Here is a 21,407-nt window from a genome sequence, read left to right on the forward strand (position 1 = left end):
CATCGACCCATAAGTCATTGCAAGTTATGGAAAATATAGGAGGGTCTTACGCCCACCGTTCGGCCGACCCTAGCCCGGAACATTCATAGGGTCAACGCGAAAATCGAATAAGTGACAAGATTTCCGGCGCTAATCTTTTTGAATATTGCGTGCATACGGGCACCTTCATGCCCCCTGCCGGATCAAAATGTGGATCTTCGGGCGGATCATCGGACAGGTTCGGGGGCGCGACCCATTTGCCCCCGCCCATCTGATGACGGAACCAGGTCATCTGCCGTTTGGCATAGCGCCGCGTGGCTGTCGATGCGCGTTCGACGGCCTCATGCAGCGGAATTCGCCCTTCAATGAAAGCTGACAACTCCGGCACACCGACCGCCTTCATCACGGGCAGATCATTGGCCAGATTCCGCGCCCGCAGCCTGCGGACCTCCTCGACGGCACCGCTGTCGACCATGCGCAGAAATCTCTCTTCGCAGGCGCGGTAGACAACCGCCCGGTCGGGCATAAGCGTGATCGGGCGGAACATCATTCCGGACGGCGCTCCCGAAGGCGGCAACCGCTGCCAGTCAGCCAGGCTGCGACCGGTTGCAGTAATGACTTCCCAGGCACGCACGCAGCGCTGCGTATCCCCCGCCGGAAGCCGGGCCGCCATCTCCGGGTCGCGGGCCGCCAGATCGGCATGAAAACCTTCGGCGCCCAGTTCGTGGTGCAGCGCCTCGGCTCGCGCGCGCTTGGACGGGTCGCTTGGCGGCACGGGCGACAACCCCTGCATCAATGACTTGAGATAGAGGCCGGTACCGCCGACAACCACGGGGACACGACCGCAAGCCAGGGCCGCGCGAATCTCACGCTCGGCGGCATCACGCCAGTGGGCAACCGACGACCGCTCGTTCCCGTCAAGAACACCGTAAAGCCGGTGCGGCACCCGATCGAGCTCGGCAATGGAAGGCCGCGCCGTCAGTACGTTCAGATCGGCATAAAGCTGCATGCTGTCGGCATTGATCACGATGCCATCCGTGGCTTCGGCCAGATCGACCGCCAGCGCCGACTTGCCACTGGCGGTCGGCCCGCCGATGACGAAAACCGGCAATGCCGCCTCGCCGGAGCCCCCGGCCCGGCTCTGGTCGTAGCCGCGTCCGGTGCCGGTATCGTTGTGCTCGATCACTTTCCCATCCCTGGATCGGTTGCCGGGCTCAACCAACGGGCCGGCCCCAGTTGGCTTGTTGGTCTCTCACCCGCATGCTGGTAGAACATTCACTCAGCCAGTGCGCGCCCCGTCGGCAGCCGCCGCCCGGATGCCGCAAAATCGTCAACTATCCGCAAGAGTCCCATGACACATGTTTTGACATTGATAGCCGGCGTGTCCAAGCGCTCGCTGACCGACGCCCTTATCGACGACGCCGGCCGCGTCCTCGCAACACTTGGTGCCAGGGCTGGCGCACCAGTCATTCTGTCTCAGGGACGCGCCGTCGATATTCCGTTCGAAATGGGCGACGCCGCAGCGGAAGCGTCGCTCCCATCCGGCGGCTCACTCGACGCCAATGCAGTGCGGACGGCACTTTCGGCCACGGCGGTCGAGGGCGTCGATCTGGCCGTCATACCGGCCGACGGACGGCGCAAGGGACTGTTGATCGCCGATATGGACAGCACCATCGTCACCGGCGAAACGCTCGACGATCTCGCCGAACTTGCTGGCATCGGCGACGCTGTCGCGGATATTACCCGCCGGGCGATGAACGGCGAAATCGGCTTCGAGGGGGCTCTGAGAGAGCGGGTTGCCATGCTGAAGGGACGCTCGACCGATCTCATCGAGCAGGTTATCGAGCGGATGACGCTGACGCCGGGTGCCGAAGCCCTGGTTGCCACCATGCGCTCTCATGGCGCGCGTTGCGTCCTCGTCTCCGGCGGGTTTACCGTCTTTACCGGCCATGTCGCCGAACTGGCCGGATTCGACGCCGACTTCGGCAACACTCTGATCATGTCGCATGGCAGCTTTTCCGGGACTGTCGGCGAACCGATTCTCGGCCGCGACGCCAAGCTGTCCACGCTTCAGGCTGAATGCGAAGCCCGGAATCTCGATACCAGTAGTGCAATCGCGGTTGGCGACGGCGCGAACGATCTTGCTATGATCCAGGCAGCAGGGATGGGCATAGCCTTCCATGCGAAGCCGTCCGTCAAAGCCGCGGCTCCGATCGTTATTGATCACGCCGACCTGACATCCCTGCTCTATTTGCAGGGTTATGCCGACACCGATTTCGCCGAGACCTGACCGGCATTCTTCGTGGACCATTGCGCCAAAAACGAAACGGGGGACCGCCATGATCGGCGGCCCCCCGTTCGTCGGCTTCATCGGCTATTGACCGACACGTGAAGTGCCCGCCAGCCGATGCCTCAGTTGTCTTGAATGCTCAAGGCCACAAAGCGGATTTCGCCGCCACGGTCAATGAGCAGCAGCACCGACCGACGGCCGGCTTCGCGGGCTTCATCCACCATCGAGACGACATCCTCCGGCGTGGAAACTGATTCCTGACCGACCTCGAGGATGACTTCACCGGGCGTCAAACCTCGCTCGGCGGCCGCGCTGTCCGGATTGACGTCAGTAATGACGACGCCTTCGACATCCTCGGCCAGGTCGAATTGCTGGCGCAGATCCGACGTGATGGCCGACAGTTCCAGGCCCAGCCCTTCGAGTTCCTGGCTGGTCGCGTCGGGCGCGCCGCGATCGGGTGCCGCGCCTTCCTCAAGCATGCCCATTTCTTCGGCACGCTCCAGTTCGCCGAGATCGACACGAACAGTCTGTTCATCGCCGCGCCGCAGGATGACGACCTCTACGTCGCTTCCAACGGGCGTTTCGGCTACGATTCGAGGCAAACTGCGCATCTCGTCGATCTGCTCGCCGTTGAATTCGAGCACGACGTCTCCGGCTTCGATGCCCGCTTGTGCGGCCGGCCCTTCGGGGGTAACCCCAGCCACCAGCGCACCGCGCGCCGTATCCATGCCGAGGCTTTCGGCAATCTCGTCAGTAACCTGCTGGATCCGAACGCCGAGCCAGCCGCGCCGTGTACGACCGAATTCAACGATCTGATCGATGACGCTGTCGGCAAGATTCGACGGAATTGCGAAACCGATACCGATCGACCCCCCTGATGGAGAGTAGATCGCAGTATTGATCCCAATCACTTCGCCATCGAGATTGAACATCGGGCCGCCGGAATTGCCGCGGTTGATCGATGCATCGGTCTGAAGAAAGTCATCATAAGGTCCGGCAGCGATATCGCGCGAGCGGGCGGAAATGATGCCCGCCGTCACCGTGCCTCCCAAACCGAACGGGTTGCCGATGGCAACGACCCAGTCCCCGACGCGCATGGTGTCACTGTCGCCCAGCGACACCGACGGCAGCGACTGGAATTCGCCCTCGATCTGCAGGACAGCGATATCCGTACGCTCGTCGGTTCCCACCACCGTCGCGCTGTAGGAACTGTCGTCATGCAGGGTGACGTTTATTTCATCCGCACCGTCGATGACGTGATTGTTGGTGACGATGTATCCGTTCTCACCGTCGATGATAAACCCCGACCCCAGCGACTGCGCACGGCGGGGCGGCCCCTGGCGCTGCTGGGGCATACCCGGCGATTGCTCGAAAAACTCGCGGAAGAATTCCTCGAACGGCGAGCCTGGCGGAAACTGCGGCATCTCCGGACCCTGGAAACGCTCTTCCATGACCTGAGTCGTCGAGACGTTGACGACGGCGGGGCTCAGTTCCTCGGCAAGATCTGCAAAACTGCCGGGGCGCCCGTTGTCCGACCAGGCCGGGTTTGCCTGAAGGCTCAACGCGAGGGCGAGAAGTGCGGCGGTTGCCCATAATGCGGCCATCAAAATCGATGACCGGTCGTCCCCGGCACGGGCTGCGGCAATCCCGCGCTTTGCCCTATCCGGTCCACTGGGGCTGTTGCTGTTCGATTTCATCTCTTGCGGACTCCATTCCCTATGACGTCTTTTGCACCGGCAGCCCACCGTCGGCATCACACCACCCGGGCCGACCCCGGGCCGACAGTGATACGGCGTTCCGGTGCGCCTTATGGCCATCAACTGTCGACCATCCGCTGGCGCGGAATCAGTTTTCCGCCAGGCCTTGGCCGATCTCGCGCGTCGATCGTAGCGGACAAGATCGCATGACAACTGATCTCAACCCGAACCCATTTAACCATATTCCCAGCGATGACCATTGCGCCGCAGTTTGATCTAATTGTGGCGGCGGGGACCGAAGTCAGGCGTGGCGTCAAGTCGCGGTCACCCCCTGACCAACCATACCACCGCGAGACCGAACATCGCCGATATCAGGCCGGCCGCGCGCAGCGTCGACGCAGGCATTCCCAGTATGGAAACGATCATACGCTTCATTCCAACGGGAAACGCCGCATAGACCAACCCTTCGACCACGAAAATCAGACCGATTGCCGTCAACAAATCCGCCACGGTATTCCCTGCTCTTCGCTAAGGCCGACGTTGACATCCGTCACAGATGCCGGAAAACGCCGGAAAGAAAAAGGGGTGCCTCGGCAGAGGCACCCCTTAATCGACGAGACATTCGCCAAACGATCTTCCCACTGCCGCGATGACCCCGGCGACGGCGCATTTGCCCGGAGCGACAGCAAGACAAATCGGCCCTGACTCAGGGTCGCGCCGCCAGCGCGGCCTCGTCGGCTGAGTTCACGTCGCGATCGAATACAGAGGATTGCGCGTCAGCGTCCTCGTTTTCGGGTTCCTGCGTTTCCTCGGACTCGTCGGGAGCCGGCGGCTGGGTTTCGTCGCCATTGGCGCCGGAGCCCTCGATCGATTCCATGATCCGCGCCGGAAGCGGCGTGCCGCCTCCGTCAAGGTTCTGAAAGAAACGGAAGAAGTCGCCGTCCGGCGACAGGACGAGCGTCGTATCGTCGGTATTCAGCGATGTCCGGTAGGCTTCGAGCGTACGGTAGAAGCCAAAGAACGCTTCGTCCGCCGTATATGCTTCTGCCAGAATACGGATCGAGGCTTCATCGCCCTGTCCGCGCAGAATCTGCGCTTCACGTTCCGCCTCTGCCAGAATGACGGTACGCTCACGCTCCGCCCGCGACCGGATCTGCTGGGCCTGCTCTTCACCCTGGGCGCGGAATTCGGCAGCTTCCCGCTCACGCTCCGATCTCATCCGATCGAAAACCGACTGCTCGGTATCTTCCGGCAGATCCGCCCGGCCGATGCGGACATCGACGACTTCCATGCCGAAATTTGCGGCCTGCGTGTCCACTTGCTGTCGGATTTCCTGCATGATGCCGGCGCGCTCATTCGACAGGATCTCCAACTGGGTCGCGTTGCCGAGGACTCGACGCAATGCGGCATTGGTCGTCCGCGTCAGCCGTTCGCGGCCGACAGTCTCGGTTCTGACGGTCTGGTAAAACAGCAGCGGGTCGGTGATTCGGAAGCGAATGAAGGTATCGACATCGAGCCGGCGCTGGTCCGAAAGGATAACCTGTTCAGCGGGCGGATCGAGCGCCAGGACCCGCTTCTCCATGAACGATACGGTCTGCACGAACGGAATCTTCAGTTTGAGGCCCGGATCGCTATAGACCTGCCGTGGCTCACCGAACTGCAGCACAAGCGCCTGTTCGCCTTCACGCACGATGAACAGGCTGTTGGCGGCGATGAAGGCGATGACCGCGAGCAGGCCCGCGAAGATGATGAGCTTCTTGTTCTGCATCAGTTCTGCCCTCCCGTCCGCGGCCGCAGCTGGTCGAGCGGAAGATAAGGCACGACCCCCTGGCCTGCCGCACCATTGGCGCCGCTGTTCTGGTCGATAATGACCTTGCGGGTGCCGGTCATGACTTCTTCCATGGTCTCGAGATAGAAGCGCTGTGCCGTCACCGTCGGCGCGACGTTATAGGCGTCGAGGACGTCGGTGAAGCGGGACGCATCACCCTGGGCGCTGTTGACCACCTGCTCGCGATAGGCGGAAGCCTCCTGGATGACCTGCTCGGCCTGCCCGCGCGCCCTTGGAATGATGTCGTTCCGATAGGCCTCGGCCTCGTTGCGGAGCCGCTGCTGATCCTGACGCGCACGAAGCACGTCGTTAAACGCATCGATGACTTCCTGGGGCGGATCGACCTTCTGAAGCTGGACTTCGGTGATCTCGATGCCGGCGCCGTAGCTGTCCAGAATATCCTGAACCAGACCACGGGTCATGGTTTCCACCTGCGACCGCGCCTCGTTGAGCGCGGGCTGAATATCGGTCTGGCCAATGACTTCACGCATCGCCGATTCCGCCGCCCGCTTCACGGTCGTTTCCGATTCGCGGATGTTGAAAAGATAATCGCGGGCGTTGGCGATTCGCCACAACACAGTGAAATTGATGTCGATGATGTTCTCATCGCCCGTCAGCATCAGGGATTCTTCGCGAATCTCGCGAATCTGTCCCTCGTTGACGCCGACATACCCGATATCGATGCGTTGGACGCGGGTAACTTCCGGCGTCTGAACGGCTTCGATCGGATATGGCAAATGATAGTGGAGCCCCGATCCTTCCGAGCGCACATACTCACCGAACCGGGTGACAACCCCTTCCTCCGACGGCTCAACCCGGTAAAAACCGGTAAGGAGCCATGCGGCGATCGCGATCAGTATGCCGATGCCGATGACGCGCCCCCCACCGAAGCCACCCGGAAGCATGGTCTTCATGCGATCCTGACCCCGGCGGAGCATATCTTCGAAATCCGGGGGCGTCGGCCCTTGACCTCCGCCCCCTCCGCCACTATTGCCGCGCTGACCCCACGGGCTCTGACCGCCGCCGCCGCCACCGCCGGTGCCACGACCGCCGCCCCAAGGACCGCCGCCGGACTGATTGTTCCAAGGCATGCGCCTGTTCCCTCTGCTCGCCCAATTCAGGACCGATTTCCGGTTCCTTTTAGGGGTTTAATCGCCCCCCACGCAAGGTCGATCGACTTGAACGACCCACTCCCGCGTCAATAGGGCCGGTCGGCATCCCGACAGACCGCACACTATTGCGGCCACGAAGGGGCACGGTTAAGGCACATTCGTCTCGCCGCCAATTGCCGCACGGTCGAATGCGGTCGCGGATCGCCGCGAACCGGCCCATGCGAAACCCTGCGAAACCAATGACACCGTCACCGGATGTCACCCCCGATAATCGCAAAGTGACCGCTTCGATGCCCCAATCAAGTCGAATTCGCAGCCGACTATTCATATGGGATCGATGACTCCGCATGGAGTACCGATTCGGTCGGCGTTGACCGACCGTATGAAACGGGTCCGGCCATCGAGGTACAGGGTGCACCTTGCCCGACGCACCACGGCCGGCCGCATTGGTCGATCTTCTCGTCAGCCGTCCCGCAGTGTAGTTTTTGCCGATATGGTGTTCATGAACCTTGTACGCACTCCCCGCCTTCACGACAGCCAAAGGGATTTTGCCTCCGGTACTGGAAGCGAGACCGGTGACTTGCGATTCGCTCGGTGCCGGGCGGCTATCGCGCCGCTGTTGCGGAACCGGTCGCGGCAGAACCAGATTGACCCTCGGAGCATCATGAGGATGAGTTCATTCTCCGACACACCGTTCCAGCGTGCGTCCGCCCGATCGATGGCCTGGGTGCCGGCGCTGGCCGTGTTGCTGTTCCCGCAACCAGGCGCCGCGGACACTCTCGGCTTTCAGCTGCAGAACAACGCCGGCGAGGCGATCGTCACTGTTCACGTTTCGCCGGACTGGAAACGGGATTGGGGTGTCGATCACCTCGACGACGGGCCGATCGATCCTGGCGGCAGCCGCTTCATTGCCGTCGTTCAGGAAGATCGATATTGCTACTTCGATGTGATGGTGCGGACCGAATCCAGCGCAACCCACACCTACTGGTTCATCAATGCCTGCGAGCACCAGACGGTGACCCACACCGATTGAGGCGCAACCGTCGCCGCCCAGGAAATCAAACGCTCTCACCAAATCACCTGGCCAGCAATCAATCGTCGCGATCGAATACGCGGAAACGATAGGCGAAGCTGTCAGCCGGATCGGGATCGGGCGAAAGCGACCACGATTCCCGCCATCCCGGCCCCCGCCCCGCATGGTCAGCGCCCGCGAAATAAGTGTCCCCCGCTGGCTCCGCATCGACGTCGGTCAGATACAACCGGTGAGCCTCGGCCATCAGCCGGTCAAAAAGTCCGGCGCCGCCGATCACCATGATCTCACGCCGATCGGGTCGGAGGTAGTGGCGGGCCCGTTCGATCGCCTCCTCCGGACTGGCTGCGAATTCGAGGTTTCCAGCAGCACCGACGCCTTCCCCAACTGAACTCAGAGTGCTGGACACGACGATATTGGGACGGCGAGGCAAGGGTCGCCCGATGCTTTCGAACGTCCGGCGCCCCATGATGACCGGCTTGCCCAATGTCATCGCCTTGAAGAAGCGGAAGTCGCCAGGCAGGTGCCAGGGCAACGCGTTGTCGCAGCCGATCACGCCGTTGCGCGCCACGGCAACGATGAAGGCGATGATTGCCGGGACATCAGGATGGGCCGCTTCCGCCGGAGGAGGAGCCGGATCGGCCGGTTTGTCGGAGTTTTCCGATTTTTCGGAAGCCATCGTTATCTCCCGCCGCGGTCATTTGACAACGCCCGCGTTAGCCTGCCCTAAACCGCTATGTCGGCGTGGATTGCCGGATGCGGATCATAGCCGTCGATAACGATATCGTCATAGCGAAAATCGAACAGGTCGGACCGCTCGGGCGACAGCGCCAGCGTGGGCAAGGCCCGCGGCTCGCGCTGCAGCTGGAGTCGCGCCTGATCGAGGTGGTTGGCATACAGATGCGCGTCGCCCAGCGTGTGGACGAAATCACCCGCGCGCAGACCGGTGACATGCGCCACCATATGAGTCAGCAACGCGTATGAGGCGATATTGAAGGGTACGCCCAGAAAGACGTCGGCACTGCGCTGATAGAGCTGGCACGACAATCGGCCGCCGGCGACATGAAACTGAAACAGGCAATGGCACGGCGGCAGGGCCATCGCGTCGACATCCGCCGGATTCCATGCCGTGACGACGTGCCGGCGAGAGTATGGATTGCTGCGGATGGACTCGATGACATCGCCAATCTGATCGATCGTACGGCCGTCCGGCGCCCTCCAGGATCGCCACTGCGCGCCGTAGACGGGGCCCAGGTCGCCCTGCTCGTCGGCCCATTCGTTCCAGATGCGCACGCCGTTGTCGTTCAGATAGCCGATATTGGTGCTTCCCTGAAGGAACCACAGCAGTTCATGGATGACGGATTTCAGGTGGATCTTCTTGGTCGTAACGACCGGGAATCCCTTTTCGAGGTCGAAGCGCATCTGATAGCCGAACACACCGACGGTGCCGGTGCCCGTTCGGTCGGGGCGTCGGTCACCGTGCTCGAGAACATGCCTGAGCAGATCCAGATAAGCCTTCACAGATGAATAACCCCGGCAAGTGCCCCGGATTGCACAACGCGTCCTGACCGCCCGCCACGTGCGCGGCCGCTGTCAGGGCATGGTCGTACCGCGTTCGCACCCCATAGGGCAAGATTTCCTGCATGGCGCCTATTGCGGACCGCCCCCCGGAACGACTATATAACATCTGTGTCCGGTCGCACCGGACTATGGCGATAAACGCTGTATGGAATAAGCCCTGCGGACCCGGGGGCAGTACCCGGCGCCTCCACCAACCTTCATGGGGGCGAACCAGGATCGACGCGGGTGGTAAAGATGCAGTTTTCGCCCGGCATGGCACCACCGTTATCGGGCTTTTCAAGCAGTTGCGAATGACAACACTGCTGAAGGTTATGCTGTCGCTGCGTAACGCAGTTCCGGCTAACCACCTCTAATTCCTGACGTCCTTCAAGCGGCAGGTGGGGTCCGGGGCACCTAGCAACAGAACGCCCCACTTTATTCCTGGTCGCGGTCTAATCCATCGTTTCGGTTACGCCCGTATACGCCGCACGCCTATGTGCAGGCGGTTAGGTGCGCGTTGCGGGAGGTGCCCGATGCCCTGAATTGGTCCCTGCGAAGAAACCCGTCGAAATCCCCTTTCCGGCTCTTCCCATGGCTGGAATCCGGCGCTAGTGTTGCGGCCATGGCAGACGAAGAAATCAGATACGATCGAATGGTGGAAACCGCGCTTCGCGGCGTGGTGCGGGATGCGCTCAATCAGGCTGCGGCCGAAGGGCTGCCCGGCGACCATCATTTCTATATCACCTTCAAGACCGGGCATCCCGGCGTTCGAATTCCCGGATACCTGAGGGCGCAGTATGCCGATGAGATGACCATTGTCCTGCAGTATCAATATCTGCAGCTCGAAGTCGATGACGTCGGCTTCTCGGTATCGCTCAGCTTCAGCAACAAGCACGAACGGCTGCGAATTCCCTTCGCTGCCGTGACGACCTTCGCCGATCCGTCGGTGAACTTCGCGCTCCAGTTCCAGGCGCTGTCGGACGAGGATATGGAAACCGGCATCGACGGTGGGGACGAAGCTGGCCAGACCGAAAGCGGGACGGCAGAGGGCAGCACCGTGACCCCGATCGCCGGCCCCGCTAGCGACACCGCGGGTGATCGCTCCGGCGTATCCGGGCGCCGGAAGAAGTCCGAAAAAGCCAAACCAGGACCCACGCCCCCGGACAGTGACGAAGCGGACGCCGTTGACGCTCCGGACGAAAAGACTTCGTCCGACGCGAAAGGCAGTAGCGACGCGGGCGGCTCCGGCCCTGACGACAGCACGGACCCGGATGAGAGCAAGGTCGTCACCCTCGACAAATTCCGCAAGAAATAGGTGCCGCTTTGCAGGCCCGGATCACGGCTGGGGGTGTTTCAGCGCCTCCATCCCGCCGATGATCCACCCGATCTCGCCGTCGTCGCCAAATAGCGGACAGTCGACGCTCTCAAACGAAATGAGACCAACCCGGCCAGCGATCTCGGTCGTGCCCTCGCAAACCCACGGTGTCCTGTCCTGAGCGACGTTCTCCAGATGCTGAGCAAACGCTGCGCGACTCGACGGGTCCGCGGTCGAGAAATATTCACCCCTGCTGTTGCGGCCGACAATACGGATCACCTCCTGACCCGATAATCGGTACTGAAACCGGCCGGGTTCCAGGCGCCGTACAAGAAACAGGCTCGCCGCGTTGGCGGCGTGATCGAGGATGTCGAATTGCGACCGATGCGGCGGAGCGCCGTTGCTCTGCCACCACGTCAGCAGGGATTGTGTCCGGAATCCACGCAATGGCCGGTCAAAATCCGTCAATCGGGCCCGTATACCGCGGAAATTCGTAAAATCATTGATTCGTTCGAGTTCACTCACGAGCGCGCCAAAAGTTTCTGTTCTAAAATGCCGTCAACAGACAGCCGGGCAACACGCTACCGCGCTGCTGATTCGTTCCGGCAGAATTGACTTCTGAGAGCAGATCCGCGTGCCACAGCACGACCAGCCCGCCCGCCGATCCTGAGAACTGTTTCGATGCGGCGATGCAGAAAATCCCATGTCGGCGCGCGATCCGGGGTGGAGTCGTTCAACCAGTACAAAGTCGTCGTCCCGACGATTGCCGAAAGCAGGGCGCGTTTGGAGTAGTGATTGAAGTCGGTTGCCACGTCACCGGCTTCGCGCCAGAGGCGGTCGCTCGTGCGCCAAACCAGTCGCGCCGCCAACGGCCCGCGTCCGGGATGACTCAAAAGTCCCGCGCTCCGCTGCACAGCCTCGCGATGGGGCTCCATCGATTCAAGGCGCTTGCGGACGCCCATCGCGATCTTGTCTCGTGTGCGCGCTTCCGGGAAAGCCGAGTCCCCGCGCAGCGCCTCCAGCATATTCCTGTCGGCCCAATCGGCGAAATGGTCAAGGCCATCATCGGGCAATCGCCGGAACGCAAGATCAATATCGCCGATGTCGAGCCCGGCCTCACTGGCCCCCGCGGCAAAGGCATCACGGGTCCAGCCATCGAAAGGAATATGCGGCAACGCGGCTTCCAGGAGCCGGTCCTGAAGGTCGCGGCGTAAGTCGGCGCCGGTCGTATCGGTCATACAGCGTCCTCTCCCTATGCCCCGCCCCCTCTGCCCAACCGTCGCAAGCGGCGCAGATCCGTCACCCGGTGGCGTTGCGGCAAATCACGACGTGCCCCGATCCCGATGGGGCACGTTCAAAAGATGGTGCATTTCGGTATCGAATGCCAGCGATCGCATGTCGACCATCCGGTCGAGATACAAAATTCCGTCGAGGTGATCGACTTCATGCTGCAGAATACGCGCCTCATAGCCATCCGCCTCGAACTGAACGGGCTGGCCGGCGCCGTCCTGCGCCTCCACCGCAACCCGCGGATACCGGGGGACCGAGCCGCGCAGGCCGGGAATGGAAAGACAGCCTTCGTACCCGCCATCGGTGAACGGATCCAGCGGCGTCAGCACCGGATTGATCAGCACGACCGGCACACGCCCGCCTACCGCCCTTCGCCCCGCAGGCACCTGGCCCCCGACCAGATGGTGATAATCGCCGCTTGGCGCCCCGTCGTTGTCCGGCGGCAGCGTGACGACGATCACCCGGAGCGATTCGTGGACCTGCGGCGCCGCCAACCCGACACCGCGCGCGTCGATCAGTGTTTCGACCATATCGTTCGCCAGTTTTTGAATGCCCGGAGCCATGGCATCCGCAACGGGCGATGCCGGATGGCGCAGAACGGGATGCCCCAATCGGGCAATTTTCAGAAGACTCATGCACAGCGCCTCGTTGCGGGGTCGACCTTTGCTCATCCTCATTTCGGCACAGTCCGGATGAGCGGCGCCTTGGGACTTGGCAAGACGGCCGACACGTGATACCACACCGCTTCCCTGCAGCCGATCGGGTTTGCAGACCATTTTTTTGATGCCGAGCCAGCCCGGTGGTTCTTTGATGCCGGGTTCGCTCGGTGGCTCGCGCCAGAAAGGAGTGACGTTTCGACGTGCAAGTTCAGGTTCGTGACAACAATGTCGACCAGGCCCTTCGTGCGCTGAAGAAGAAGATGCAGCGCGAGGGCATTTTTCGCGAGATGAAGCTTCGTCGTAATTACGAGAAGCCGTCTGAGCGACGCGCCCGTGAAAAGGCGGAAGCCGTGCGCCGGACGCGCAAGCTTCTCCGCAAGAGGATGGAGCGTGAAGGCTATTAATCTGTCCTGACCGGGCACGATTCGGCTGGGTCAATGCTGTACGATCTCCTTTTTCGGACGCAGCGATCGCCCGAATATCAACTGTCTCTTGCCAATGCACCAGCCTGACGCAAGGCAAGGTCGGTTAATTCGGCGGTTCGGCTTTCGAATACGACAAAAGCACCTCGGGTTCTGAGGTGCTTTTCGTATTTTCAGGTATCAGCACCGGCTGTCTTGCCTCTGCTTTCCGGCCCCGACCTCACAGGGGATGACGCGCTCTGCTCAGGTGCGTCGCGTCCGGCTGTTGGATTTTGCCGGCCTGGGCTCGCCGGATTGAGCTTTTGCAGCCGACGATGCCTTTTTCCCGGAGCCCGCGCCGCCATCATGGCCGGAACCGGACTGCCCATCGCTGCCGGAACCCGAGTCGCCATCGGCGGGATTGGAACCGGCATCGGACATCGCCTTCCCCATCCGCCCCAACGCTTCCATCTGGCGCTGAAGTTCATCGAGGCGCCGATGCATGTCACTCAGGGAATCGGCACCGTCGGACGGGGTATCGGACTGAGATTCGGTAGCCCCGACGCCCTCGTTTTCAAGATTGCCGGTGCTGTGATCCGTGTGCCCGGCGGCGCCCGTCTTACCGTCGTTGTCGTCCTGCTGCGGCTGTGCGGACCGCGATTGACCGGCTGTCGGAAAAGGACTGAACATCTTCATGGCCTGCTCGAACATGGCCACATTCTGCCGACTGACGTCGTCGATCGCTCCAAAAGGAAACATGCCCGGCACTGAATTTTGCATATACTGGCGCATGCGCTCCTGGTTCTCGGAAAATGTCTCCAACGAATATTCCAGGTATTTCGGCACCATCCATTGCATGTTATTACCGTACAGACCAATGAGCTGCCTCAGAAATCCGATCGGAAGCATATTTTGACCTGTTTTGCTTTCTTCCTCGACGATGATCTGGGTCAGGACCGCCCGTGTAATTTCTTCGCCGGTCTTTGCGTCATGGACGACGAATTCCTGGCCTTCCTTGACCATTTGCGCCAGGTGCTCCAGCGTCACATAACTGCTCGTGGCCGTGTTATAGAGACGGCGATTGGCGTATTTCTTGATGCGGATCGGCGCCGAACCTTCGCTGCTCCCGGCGGCTTCGTCCGTCTGCGAGGAACTGGTGCCTGAACGGTTTATGGCCATGGATAATGCCTTTCCTGGACGCCCGTGCCGGTGGCCCGACGTTTCTCCGATTTTCAAAGTGTTACGCGTCGAGCCCTTGATGCGCAAGGTCCGCAGCGCCGTGCCTCCCCTCCAACCCTGGTGTGTTCCCGATGACGGCACCATCGAAGACGACCGGACCTCGACCCGCCGGCAGCCCGGCCGAGGACGATGCGGACGCGTTGGCCAAGACCTATCTGGACATCTGGCAGGACCAATGGGCACGCGCGCTGACCGATCCGGCCATGGCAATGGCAACGGCCAACGTGATGAAGGCGTTCGGTTCCGGTTTTTCCGGCCCGGTCCGGCGCGATGAGGCGGATCGGGCCCCGACCGCTGCCGCTCCATCTGATGATCCCGACCCAGATGTGGACGGCAGCCCTGATCGCCCAGGGGCTGGCCCCGGGACCAGCTCCGGCGACGACCGGCCCGACCAACGGCGAAACGGGCTCCTCGGTGACACCGGCAGCGATGACGGCAGCTCTGGGACGTGAAATCGATCGACGTGCCGCGCGTTATCTTGAGGGGCTGAAACGGTATCGCAATCACCCTTATCAGCGTGATATCGCCGATCCGCCCGCAATCTGGTCGGAGGGGGCAAGCCGGCTGCTCGATCACGGCGCCCGACACGAGGATAGCGGCGACACGGGCGACGGGGTTCCGGCGCCCGATCGGTCCGTCCTCGTCGTGCCGAGCCTGATCAACCGGGGCTATATCCTCGACCTGTCGAGGGAAAACAGCCTGATGCAGTGGCTTGTCAGCCGGGGATTCCGGCCTCTGCGCCTGGAATGGGGCGCGCCCGGACCATTGGAAGAGACCTACGCCCTGACCGACGCCGTCGCCGGGCGACTGGAAAGGGCAACTCTGGCCGCAACCGATTTTGCCGGCAAACCGGTCCCCGTCGTCGGCTATTGCATGGGCGGCACGCTCGTCGCCGCCCTCGCCCACCGCCGCCCCGATCTGGTCGGGGCCGCGGCCTTTCTGGCCGCACCTTGGGACTTCCACACCGAGGGGGCCAAATCCGCCTCTCTTTTCAGCATGGGCATGCAAGCGTTCGGGCCATGGTTCGAAAACGGGTTGCCGGTTCCCGTAGACCTGCTTCAGGCCATGTTCACGATGATCGATCCGCTGGTGGCTCTGCGAAAATATTCCGCCTTCGCGGAGACACCGCAAGAGAGTCCCCGCGCACGCGCCTTCGTGGCGCTGGAAGACTGGCTGAACGATGGTATCGATCTCCCCGGCCGGATTGGCCGGGCCTGCTTCGAAGGATGGTACGGCCGGAATGAACCGCAACGCGGGACCTGGATGATCGCCGGCGCGCCCGTCATACCGGGTGAGATACAGCTGCCGTCCCTTCACCTCGTCGCTGACCGCGATCGCATCGTGCCGCCGGCCTCGGCGCTGGCGCTGGCGAACGCCATACCCGGCAGCGAGACCCGCCGGGTCGGCCTGGGCCATATCGGCATGGTCGCCGGTCGATCCGCTCCTGCAGCGGTCTGGCCCCTGCTTGGCGACTGGCTTTCCGAGCAAATCGGCCGGCGGGTGTGAGTCCGACGGTTGCACCGCTTGGCTGCGGTGCCTATCGTTAGAGCAAGATCGTTCGCCATCCGACCGGCCGCCCGCCTGAAGACCGACATGCCGGACTGTCGGGCCGACGGATGGTGAATGAACCGACAATGCGGAATGGCCGTCCCGGGAGGATCCTCAGGGGCGGCAACAATCAGGTTCTTTCGGAACCTTGGGAGTGGACAATGACCAATGTGGTAATCGCCAGCGCCGCCAGAACGGCTATCGGGACCTTCAACGGCGCCCTGTCATCCGTGCCCGCCCACGACCTCGGCGCGACGGCGATTTCCGCCGCGCTGGAGCGCGCCGGTGTCGACAGCAGCGACGTCGACGAAGTCGTCCTCGGCCAGATCCTGACCACGGCCGCCGGCCAGAACCCCGCCCGTCAGGCCGCTGTCGCCGCCGGGGTGCCGATGGACAAGACGGCCTATTGCATCAATCAGGTCTGCGGATCCGGCCTCCGAACGATCGCCCTCGCCGCGCAGGGGATCATGGCCGGCGACGCCAGGATCGTGGTTGCCGGCGGGCAGGAGAATATGAGCCTTTCGCCGCACGCCATGCATCTGCGCGCGCCCACCAAAATGGGCGATGCCAAGATGGTTGATACGATGATCAAGGACGGCCTGTGGGATGCCTTCAACGGCTATCACATGGGCAACACGGCCGAGAACATCGCCCGGAAATGGCAGATCACGCGCGAAGATCAGGACGCGTTTGCGGCCGCGTCGCAACAGAAAGCCGGCCGCGCGATCAAGGAAGGGCGGTTCAGGGACGAGATCGTCCCCTATACCGTCAAATCGCGCAAAGGCGACATCGTCGTCGATACCGACGAACATCCCAAGGCCGACACGACCGCCGAAGGGCTGGCCAAATTGCGGCCGGCCTTCAGCAAGGACGGTTCCGTCACCGCCGGTAACGCGTCGGGAATAAACGACGGCGCCGCAGCCATGGTGGTCATGGGCGAAGACGAAGCCAGCCGGCGCGGCATCAAGCCGGTCGCCCGGATTGCGTCCTGGGCGACCTGCGGCGTCGATCCGGCCATCATGGGCAGCGGTCCGATTCCGGCATCGCGAAAGGCCCTGGAAAAGGCCGGGTGGAGCGTCGACGATCTCGACCTGATCGAAGCCAACGAAGCCTTCGCCGCACAGGCGATCGCGGTCAACCGCGACATGGGCTGGGATCCGGACCGGGTGAACGTCAACGGCGGCGCAATCGCCATTGGCCACCCGATCGGCGCTTCCGGTGCCCGGGTCCTGACCACCCTGCTGCACGAGATGGTTCGGCGCGACGCCAGAAAGGGGCTGGCGACGCTGTGCATCGGCGGCGGCATGGGGATCGCGCTTTGCGTCGAGCGCTGATATCCGCAATTGCGGGCGGCGACCATAGCGGCATCAACACGAACGGCCGGGCGACTACGGTACGCCCGGCCCATCCGGGAGGAATAGTCACATGGCAAGAGTAGCACTGGTTACGGGCGGGACCCGCGGCATCGGCGAGACGATCTGCACCACGTTGAAAGACGCCGGTTACACGGTTGTCGCCAACTACGGCGGAAACGACGAGCGGGCCAAGGCCTTTACCGAGCGCACCGGCATCCGCTCCGTCAAATTCGACGTCTCGGACTTCGACGCCTGCCAGGCTGCCGTTGGCGCCATCGAGAAGGAATTCGGCCCGATCGATGTTCTGGTCAACAACGCCGGTATCACGCGCGACGCAACGATCCACAAGATGACTTACGAACAGTGGAAGGAGGTCATCGACACCAATCTCGGCAGTTGCTTCAACATGTGCCGGGCCGTGATCGACAATATGCGTGAACGCCGCTTCGGCCGGATCGTCAATGTCGGCTCGATCAACGGACAGGCGGGACAGTACGGCCAGGTCAACTACGCCGCCGCGAAATCCGGCATCCACGGCTTTACCAAGGCATTGGCGCAGGAAGGCGCGTCACGCGGGATCACCGTCAACGCGATCGCGCCGGGCTATATCAACACCGACATGGTTCGCGCCGTGCCCGATAACGTGCTTGAGAAAATCAAGGCCCGGATTCCGGTCGGCCGGCTGGGCGAAGCCAGCGAAATCGCGCGCGGCGTCCTGTTCCTGGTCGGCGACGATGCCGGCTTCGTTACCGGGTCGACGCTAAGCATCAATGGCGGCCAGCATATGTATTGATCGGTTCGCCAGCGGCGGGCACACTCGACCGCACGTTGCGGACAAGCAACAGCGACATCGAGGAGCCCGCCGCCCATGTCTCCATCCATGCCCACATCTCTGCCCCGGGCCGACTACAAGCTTTTCATTGCCAACAAGAACTATTCCTCGTGGTCGCTCAGGCCATGGGTGCTGATGCGCACGCTTGGCATTACCTTTGCCGAGCACCTGACGCCTTTCACCGGCGCCACGAACCGGGAAACGTTTCAATCGTTTTCTCCAAACGCCATGGTGCCGTGCCTGCATGACGGCGATCTGCGCCTATGGGAATCACTGGCTATCATCGAATATCTGGCCGAACGGCACGAGGGTGTCTGGCCGTCGGACCCGACCGCCAGGGCCTGGGCCCGATGCGCATCGGCCGAAATGCATGCCGGTTTTGCCGCTCTGCGCGATCAATGCACCATGACCTGCGGACAACGCGTTCGCCTGCACGAGGTCATGCCGGCTCTATCGAGAGATCTGGAACGACTGGACTCGTTGTGGCGTGAAGGGATGGAGACCTTCGGCGGTCCGTTCCTGGCCGGCAACGCGTTTACGGCCGTTGACGCGATGTTTGCGCCCGTCGCATTCCGGGTACAGTCCTATGGCGACACGCCGGGGTTTTCACTGAGTCCCACCGTCACCGCCTATGTCGATCGGCTGCTCGCCCTTGATGCGATGCGGGAGTGGTACGACGCCGCGCTGGCGGAGCCGTGGCGCGAACCGGCTCACGAAGCCGACGTCGCACGGGTTGGGTCCGTCACCGGGGATCTCCGAACGCCTGTCTGATGCTATAGCCATAGCCAGTACGCTGCCTGGAAAACGACCAGCCCGGCAACGATCGCGACCGCTTGCCGCTGGGTGATGACGGCGATGGCGAAGCTGGCCGCAACACCGCAAAGACCCGGCACAAATGGTGTCGCCAGCAGATCGGCGGCCAACAGGTCTACGGTGGGCGGGAGTCCCGCTGCCGACAACAGATTGGACCCGACGATGCCGCCGATGACCGCATATGAGGCATAGTCAAAGAACCGGAGCCAGGCTGTGTCGGACGAGGCATATCGCAGTTGCGGGACCAGCGCGGGCAGAACGCGATAAGTGAATGTGACCAGGGCGCTGCCGGCCAGTACGAGCCAAACGGCGGCATCACCGGTCACGATGCCTGCTTTCCCGATCCGGCGTCAGCGCCCCCTGATGGGCGGTCTGCCAGGACAAAGGTCGATCCGATCAGCCCGGCGGCGCCGATCAGCCCGAAACCGGGTGCGGCAGCTTCGATCGCGGGCGTCAGCAGCGCGCCGCAGCCGCCGGCGATCACGAAACGGAAACGGGGCCATGCGCGGGCCAGAAAGGTCACGAAATAGACCGGCAAAAGCATGGCCAGCAGTAACTCGATGGCTGGCGGCATCTCGGAAACGCCGGTATGCCCGATGACGGTTCCCAGCGCCGCAGCCGACAGGCTGCAAATACAGACGCCAAGATAGTAGGCAAACGGGAAGAACACCGGCCCGCTGTTGATCCTGGAATAGGTCACGGCGAAGGTGCTGGCCGTCAGCATCGACAGGCCGCCGACCAACGGCGTAAACCGGACCATTCCGAGACGCGGTGTCAGAGACGCCGCCATCAGGAAGAAGCGGGCATTTATGATTGCCACGGTCGCGATCACCGTCACCGTTGCACCGCTCGCGATCATGTCGATGGCCGCGATCTGGGCGGGGGCGGCGAATACAGCGACCGTCATGAACACGCCTTGCGCCGTTGACAGCCCGGCGGCATGCCCCGCCGCCCCGATCGCCGTATACATGGCCAGAAAGGTCAGCGCGACGGGCCAGGCGTCGCGAAGGCCGCGAGCGAACATCTGCCGCCGGACACGTATCTGCCGGGCGCTGAGGGATAACGGCCTGGGCATGGAATTCCGCCTGGCGAAATCGGCGTGACGAGGATGAAAGTCGGGAATTATGGCCGACATTAGACCGCTTTCGGCTCCGGTATGGCAATGACAATTCCCAAGCTCTGCGAAATCCCTGGGCCGGACACCTGAAAGCGCGGTTATCGTTTGCGTTATACAATACGAGATCATATGTTAGGAATTAATCGAAAAAGTTGTTGCGAGGGAGACTTACGGATGGCCTGTTATTCAGCCTCCCTTCTCTGCGTTGCCACTGCCCTCGCAATCCAGTCACCGGCGGTTGCCAACGAGGGAAACGACGCGATAAATGCAGCTTCGGCCGAAACGGCGACGTCCGATCCCCATCGGCTCACCATGGCAATCGACGGCAACGCTGCCGGCGATGGCGCTGAATCCAGTGCCGGCGACGGCTCCGGACCGTTGGACAGCCCGATGGCTCATGTCGTTGCTGCAACATACGCCGAGATGGGTCGGACGCTGGATATGGCGGCGATGGCGCGGCAGGCCGCCTTCGATGCCGTCACTTCGGGCGCGGCCACAGGCTCGTTCGGCTGGCAGCCGACATCCGAACGCATGGCGCGCTTTCATTTTTCCGATCCCATCGCGGTCATACCGCTGGTGGTATTTTCGGACGCCTATGTCGCCCTTGATCCGGCTTCCGCGTCCGACCTGTCGGGTCGCACCCTTTGCCAACCAGCAGGGACGCTTCCGCCCGACGATCTGCGGCGCCTGATCGATCAGGGCGGTCTACGCCAGCAGCCCGCCAACGACTTCGAAACCTGCGTGCAACTCGTTCACGACGGCCGCACCGATTTCTTCGTCGCCGGCGTCCACGAAGGCACCGCCGTGCTGGAGGAGCTGGGTCTCGCGGAAGAATTTCATGTGGCGGTCGAGAATCCCGTCGGTCTGGAAACCCTGCATCTCATGGTTCCCCGCTCCGTTGCCGGCGGCCGTGCGATCATTGCCGATTTCGATGCCGCCCTTGCCGAACTCGCCGACAACGGCAGCATCGACGACCTTCTCGGCGATGGAATGCTGGCGGCCATTCCCGATCGCTAGCCGTTCGATCCCATTGCCGCCTCCGGCCGCCGTTTCCGATCGGCGCGTGCCTTGGCATCCATACTTTCTGCCGCCCGAACGAGATGGCCCAGATTGGGGAACCGGCGATTGTCGAGCTGCTGGAACTGTGGGTCCGACGCTATGAAACGGGCGCCGTCGCCTTCCATGATGGCGAGGCCGGCGTCTCGCTCGGCGATCTCGATCAGAAACGTGGTTTGTTTGCGTTCGGCCTGCCGGGGACCGGTGCTGTCTGCTCTCGAAGGACGGATGGCCCTGGTGTTGCTGTGCGTCATCATACTCGTCTCATTTCCCACATCCACCGATA

At 62.4% G+C, this 21,407-nt stretch carries 24 protein-coding genes and 1 other RNA gene; 11 read left to right on the forward strand and 14 right to left on the reverse strand.

Translation table 11 applies throughout. The annotated features are described in order from the left end of the window. Positions 1 to 91: 91 nt before the first annotated feature. The gene (gene miaA / locus ABZ728_RS06295) at positions 92 to 1,165 is read right to left on the reverse strand and encodes a tRNA (adenosine(37)-N6)-dimethylallyltransferase MiaA (protein ID WP_366655153.1); all 1,074 of its coding nucleotides are present in this window, start codon (positions 1,163 to 1,165) and stop codon (positions 92 to 94) included. 165 nt (positions 1,166 to 1,330) lie between these two features. Here miaA and serB point away from each other — a divergent pair, with 165 nt between their 5' ends. Next, positions 1,331 to 2,269, forward strand: coding sequence for a phosphoserine phosphatase SerB (gene serB, locus ABZ728_RS06300; protein WP_366655154.1), 939 nt, complete (start codon positions 1,331 to 1,333; stop codon positions 2,267 to 2,269). A gap of 122 nt (positions 2,270 to 2,391) precedes the next feature. On the opposite strand, the gene ABZ728_RS06305 is transcribed toward serB, so the two are convergent. From ABZ728_RS06305 to hflK, 4 genes are all read right to left on the reverse strand, one after another. Then, a complete protein-coding gene (locus tag ABZ728_RS06305) occupies positions 2,392 to 3,966 on the reverse strand; it encodes a DegQ family serine endoprotease (RefSeq protein WP_366655156.1) in 1,575 nt (524 codons plus the stop codon). 324 nt (positions 3,967 to 4,290) lie between these two features. Continuing rightward, a complete protein-coding gene (locus ABZ728_RS06310; protein ID WP_366655157.1) occupies positions 4,291 to 4,476 on the reverse strand; it encodes a DUF2065 domain-containing protein in 186 nt (61 codons plus the stop codon). Between the two features lie 196 nt (positions 4,477 to 4,672). Next, positions 4,673 to 5,734, reverse strand: coding sequence for a protease modulator HflC (gene hflC / locus ABZ728_RS06315; RefSeq protein ID WP_366655158.1), 1,062 nt, complete (start codon positions 5,732 to 5,734; stop codon positions 4,673 to 4,675). After that, on the reverse strand, positions 5,734 to 6,708 hold the full coding sequence (gene hflK / locus ABZ728_RS06320; protein ID WP_366655160.1) for an FtsH protease activity modulator HflK: 975 nt from the start codon (positions 6,706 to 6,708) through the stop codon (positions 5,734 to 5,736). The genes hflC and hflK overlap by 1 nt, the downstream gene beginning before the upstream one ends. An 868-nt stretch (positions 6,709 to 7,576) precedes the next feature. On the opposite strand from hflK, the gene ABZ728_RS06325 reads away from it, so the two are divergent. Next, positions 7,577 to 7,939, forward strand: coding sequence for a hypothetical protein (locus ABZ728_RS06325; RefSeq protein WP_366655162.1), 363 nt, complete (start codon positions 7,577 to 7,579; stop codon positions 7,937 to 7,939). Between the two features lie 58 nt (positions 7,940 to 7,997). Here the strand turns inward: ABZ728_RS06325 and ABZ728_RS06330 are convergent, their stop codons facing one another. Together ABZ728_RS06330 and ABZ728_RS06335 are read right to left on the reverse strand one after the other, a co-directional pair. Beyond that, positions 7,998 to 8,615: a dihydrofolate reductase gene (locus tag ABZ728_RS06330; RefSeq protein WP_366655164.1), complete on the reverse strand. Its 618-nt coding sequence runs from the start codon at positions 8,613 to 8,615 to the stop codon at positions 7,998 to 8,000. A gap of 47 nt (positions 8,616 to 8,662) precedes the next feature. Next, positions 8,663 to 9,457: a thymidylate synthase gene (locus ABZ728_RS06335; RefSeq protein ID WP_366655165.1), complete on the reverse strand. Its 795-nt coding sequence runs from the start codon at positions 9,455 to 9,457 to the stop codon at positions 8,663 to 8,665. A 128-nt stretch (positions 9,458 to 9,585) separates the two neighbouring features. Here ABZ728_RS06335 and ssrA point away from each other — a divergent pair. Further along, positions 9,586 to 9,931, forward strand: a transfer-messenger RNA (tmRNA) gene (gene ssrA, locus ABZ728_RS06340). A gap of 187 nt (positions 9,932 to 10,118) precedes the next feature. Continuing rightward, the gene (locus ABZ728_RS06345; protein ID WP_366655167.1) at positions 10,119 to 10,811 is read left to right on the forward strand and encodes a ClpXP protease specificity-enhancing factor SspB; all 693 of its coding nucleotides are present in this window, start codon (positions 10,119 to 10,121) and stop codon (positions 10,809 to 10,811) included. A 21-nt stretch (positions 10,812 to 10,832) separates the two neighbouring features. Here ABZ728_RS06345 and ABZ728_RS06350 read toward each other — a convergent pair whose 3' ends face one another. The 3 genes from ABZ728_RS06350 to ABZ728_RS06360 all read right to left on the reverse strand — a co-directional run bounded on the left by ABZ728_RS06350 (position 10,833) and on the right by ABZ728_RS06360 (position 12,772). After that, the gene (locus ABZ728_RS06350; protein ID WP_366655168.1) at positions 10,833 to 11,279 is read right to left on the reverse strand and encodes a PAS domain-containing protein; all 447 of its coding nucleotides are present in this window, start codon (positions 11,277 to 11,279) and stop codon (positions 10,833 to 10,835) included. 113 nt (positions 11,280 to 11,392) lie between these two features. Next, positions 11,393 to 12,049: a COQ9 family protein gene (locus ABZ728_RS06355; RefSeq protein WP_366655170.1), complete on the reverse strand. Its 657-nt coding sequence runs from the start codon at positions 12,047 to 12,049 to the stop codon at positions 11,393 to 11,395. A gap of 84 nt (positions 12,050 to 12,133) precedes the next feature. Then, complete coding sequence (locus ABZ728_RS06360) at positions 12,134 to 12,772, reverse strand: peptide deformylase (RefSeq protein WP_366655171.1); 639 nt, start codon at positions 12,770 to 12,772, stop codon at positions 12,134 to 12,136. A 188-nt stretch (positions 12,773 to 12,960) separates the two neighbouring features. On the opposite strand from ABZ728_RS06360, the gene rpsU reads away from it, so the two are divergent. Next, a complete protein-coding gene (gene rpsU / locus ABZ728_RS06365; RefSeq protein WP_366655173.1) occupies positions 12,961 to 13,164 on the forward strand; it encodes a 30S ribosomal protein S21 in 204 nt (67 codons plus the stop codon). 261 nt (positions 13,165 to 13,425) lie between these two features. Here rpsU and phaR read toward each other — a convergent pair whose 3' ends face one another. Further along, positions 13,426 to 14,340, reverse strand: coding sequence for a polyhydroxyalkanoate synthesis repressor PhaR (gene phaR, locus ABZ728_RS06370; RefSeq protein ID WP_366655175.1), 915 nt, complete (start codon positions 14,338 to 14,340; stop codon positions 13,426 to 13,428). A 131-nt stretch (positions 14,341 to 14,471) separates the two neighbouring features. Between phaR and ABZ728_RS06375 the strand changes: the two genes are divergently transcribed. From ABZ728_RS06375 to ABZ728_RS06395, 5 genes are all read left to right on the forward strand, one after another. Beyond that, on the forward strand, positions 14,472 to 14,852 hold the full coding sequence (locus tag ABZ728_RS06375) for a hypothetical protein (protein ID WP_366655177.1): 381 nt from the start codon (positions 14,472 to 14,474) through the stop codon (positions 14,850 to 14,852). Continuing rightward, positions 14,830 to 15,906 carry an alpha/beta fold hydrolase gene (locus ABZ728_RS06380; RefSeq protein ID WP_366655178.1) on the forward strand — a complete coding sequence of 359 codons (1,077 nt, stop codon included), beginning with the start codon at positions 14,830 to 14,832 and terminating at the stop codon, positions 15,904 to 15,906. Before ABZ728_RS06375 ends, ABZ728_RS06380 begins: the two co-directional genes overlap by 23 nt. Before the next feature lie 203 nt (positions 15,907 to 16,109). Then, positions 16,110 to 17,282: an acetyl-CoA C-acetyltransferase gene (locus ABZ728_RS06385; protein ID WP_366655179.1), complete on the forward strand. Its 1,173-nt coding sequence runs from the start codon at positions 16,110 to 16,112 to the stop codon at positions 17,280 to 17,282. Positions 17,283 to 17,373: 91 nt separating this feature from the next. Next, positions 17,374 to 18,096: an acetoacetyl-CoA reductase gene (gene phbB / locus ABZ728_RS06390; RefSeq protein ID WP_366655181.1), complete on the forward strand. Its 723-nt coding sequence runs from the start codon at positions 17,374 to 17,376 to the stop codon at positions 18,094 to 18,096. Positions 18,097 to 18,171: 75 nt separating this feature from the next. Further along, positions 18,172 to 18,906, forward strand: a complete 735-nt coding sequence (locus tag ABZ728_RS06395; protein ID WP_366655183.1) for a glutathione S-transferase family protein — start codon at positions 18,172 to 18,174, stop codon at positions 18,904 to 18,906. Between the two features lie 2 nt (positions 18,907 to 18,908). Here ABZ728_RS06395 and ABZ728_RS06400 read toward each other — a convergent pair whose 3' ends face one another. Continuing rightward, the gene (locus ABZ728_RS06400; protein WP_366655184.1) at positions 18,909 to 19,274 is read right to left on the reverse strand and encodes an AzlD domain-containing protein; all 366 of its coding nucleotides are present in this window, start codon (positions 19,272 to 19,274) and stop codon (positions 18,909 to 18,911) included. Continuing rightward, positions 19,271 to 20,023 carry an AzlC family ABC transporter permease gene (locus ABZ728_RS06405; protein WP_366655185.1) on the reverse strand — a complete coding sequence of 251 codons (753 nt, stop codon included), beginning with the start codon at positions 20,021 to 20,023 and terminating at the stop codon, positions 19,271 to 19,273. The genes ABZ728_RS06400 and ABZ728_RS06405 overlap by 4 nt, the downstream gene beginning before the upstream one ends. A 216-nt stretch (positions 20,024 to 20,239) precedes the next feature. On the opposite strand from ABZ728_RS06405, the gene ABZ728_RS06410 reads away from it, so the two are divergent. After that, the gene (locus tag ABZ728_RS06410; RefSeq protein ID WP_366655187.1) at positions 20,240 to 21,082 is read left to right on the forward strand and encodes a transporter substrate-binding domain-containing protein; all 843 of its coding nucleotides are present in this window, start codon (positions 20,240 to 20,242) and stop codon (positions 21,080 to 21,082) included. On the opposite strand, the gene ABZ728_RS06415 is transcribed toward ABZ728_RS06410, so the two are convergent. Then, the gene (locus tag ABZ728_RS06415) at positions 21,079 to 21,378 is read right to left on the reverse strand and encodes a hypothetical protein (RefSeq protein WP_366655188.1); all 300 of its coding nucleotides are present in this window, start codon (positions 21,376 to 21,378) and stop codon (positions 21,079 to 21,081) included. The genes ABZ728_RS06410 and ABZ728_RS06415 overlap by 4 nt on opposite strands. Positions 21,379 to 21,407: the final 29 nt, after the last annotated feature.

Source organism: Fodinicurvata sp. EGI_FJ10296, from assembly GCF_040712075.1.
GTDB lineage: Bacteria > Pseudomonadota > Alphaproteobacteria > DSM-16000 > Inquilinaceae > JBFCVL01.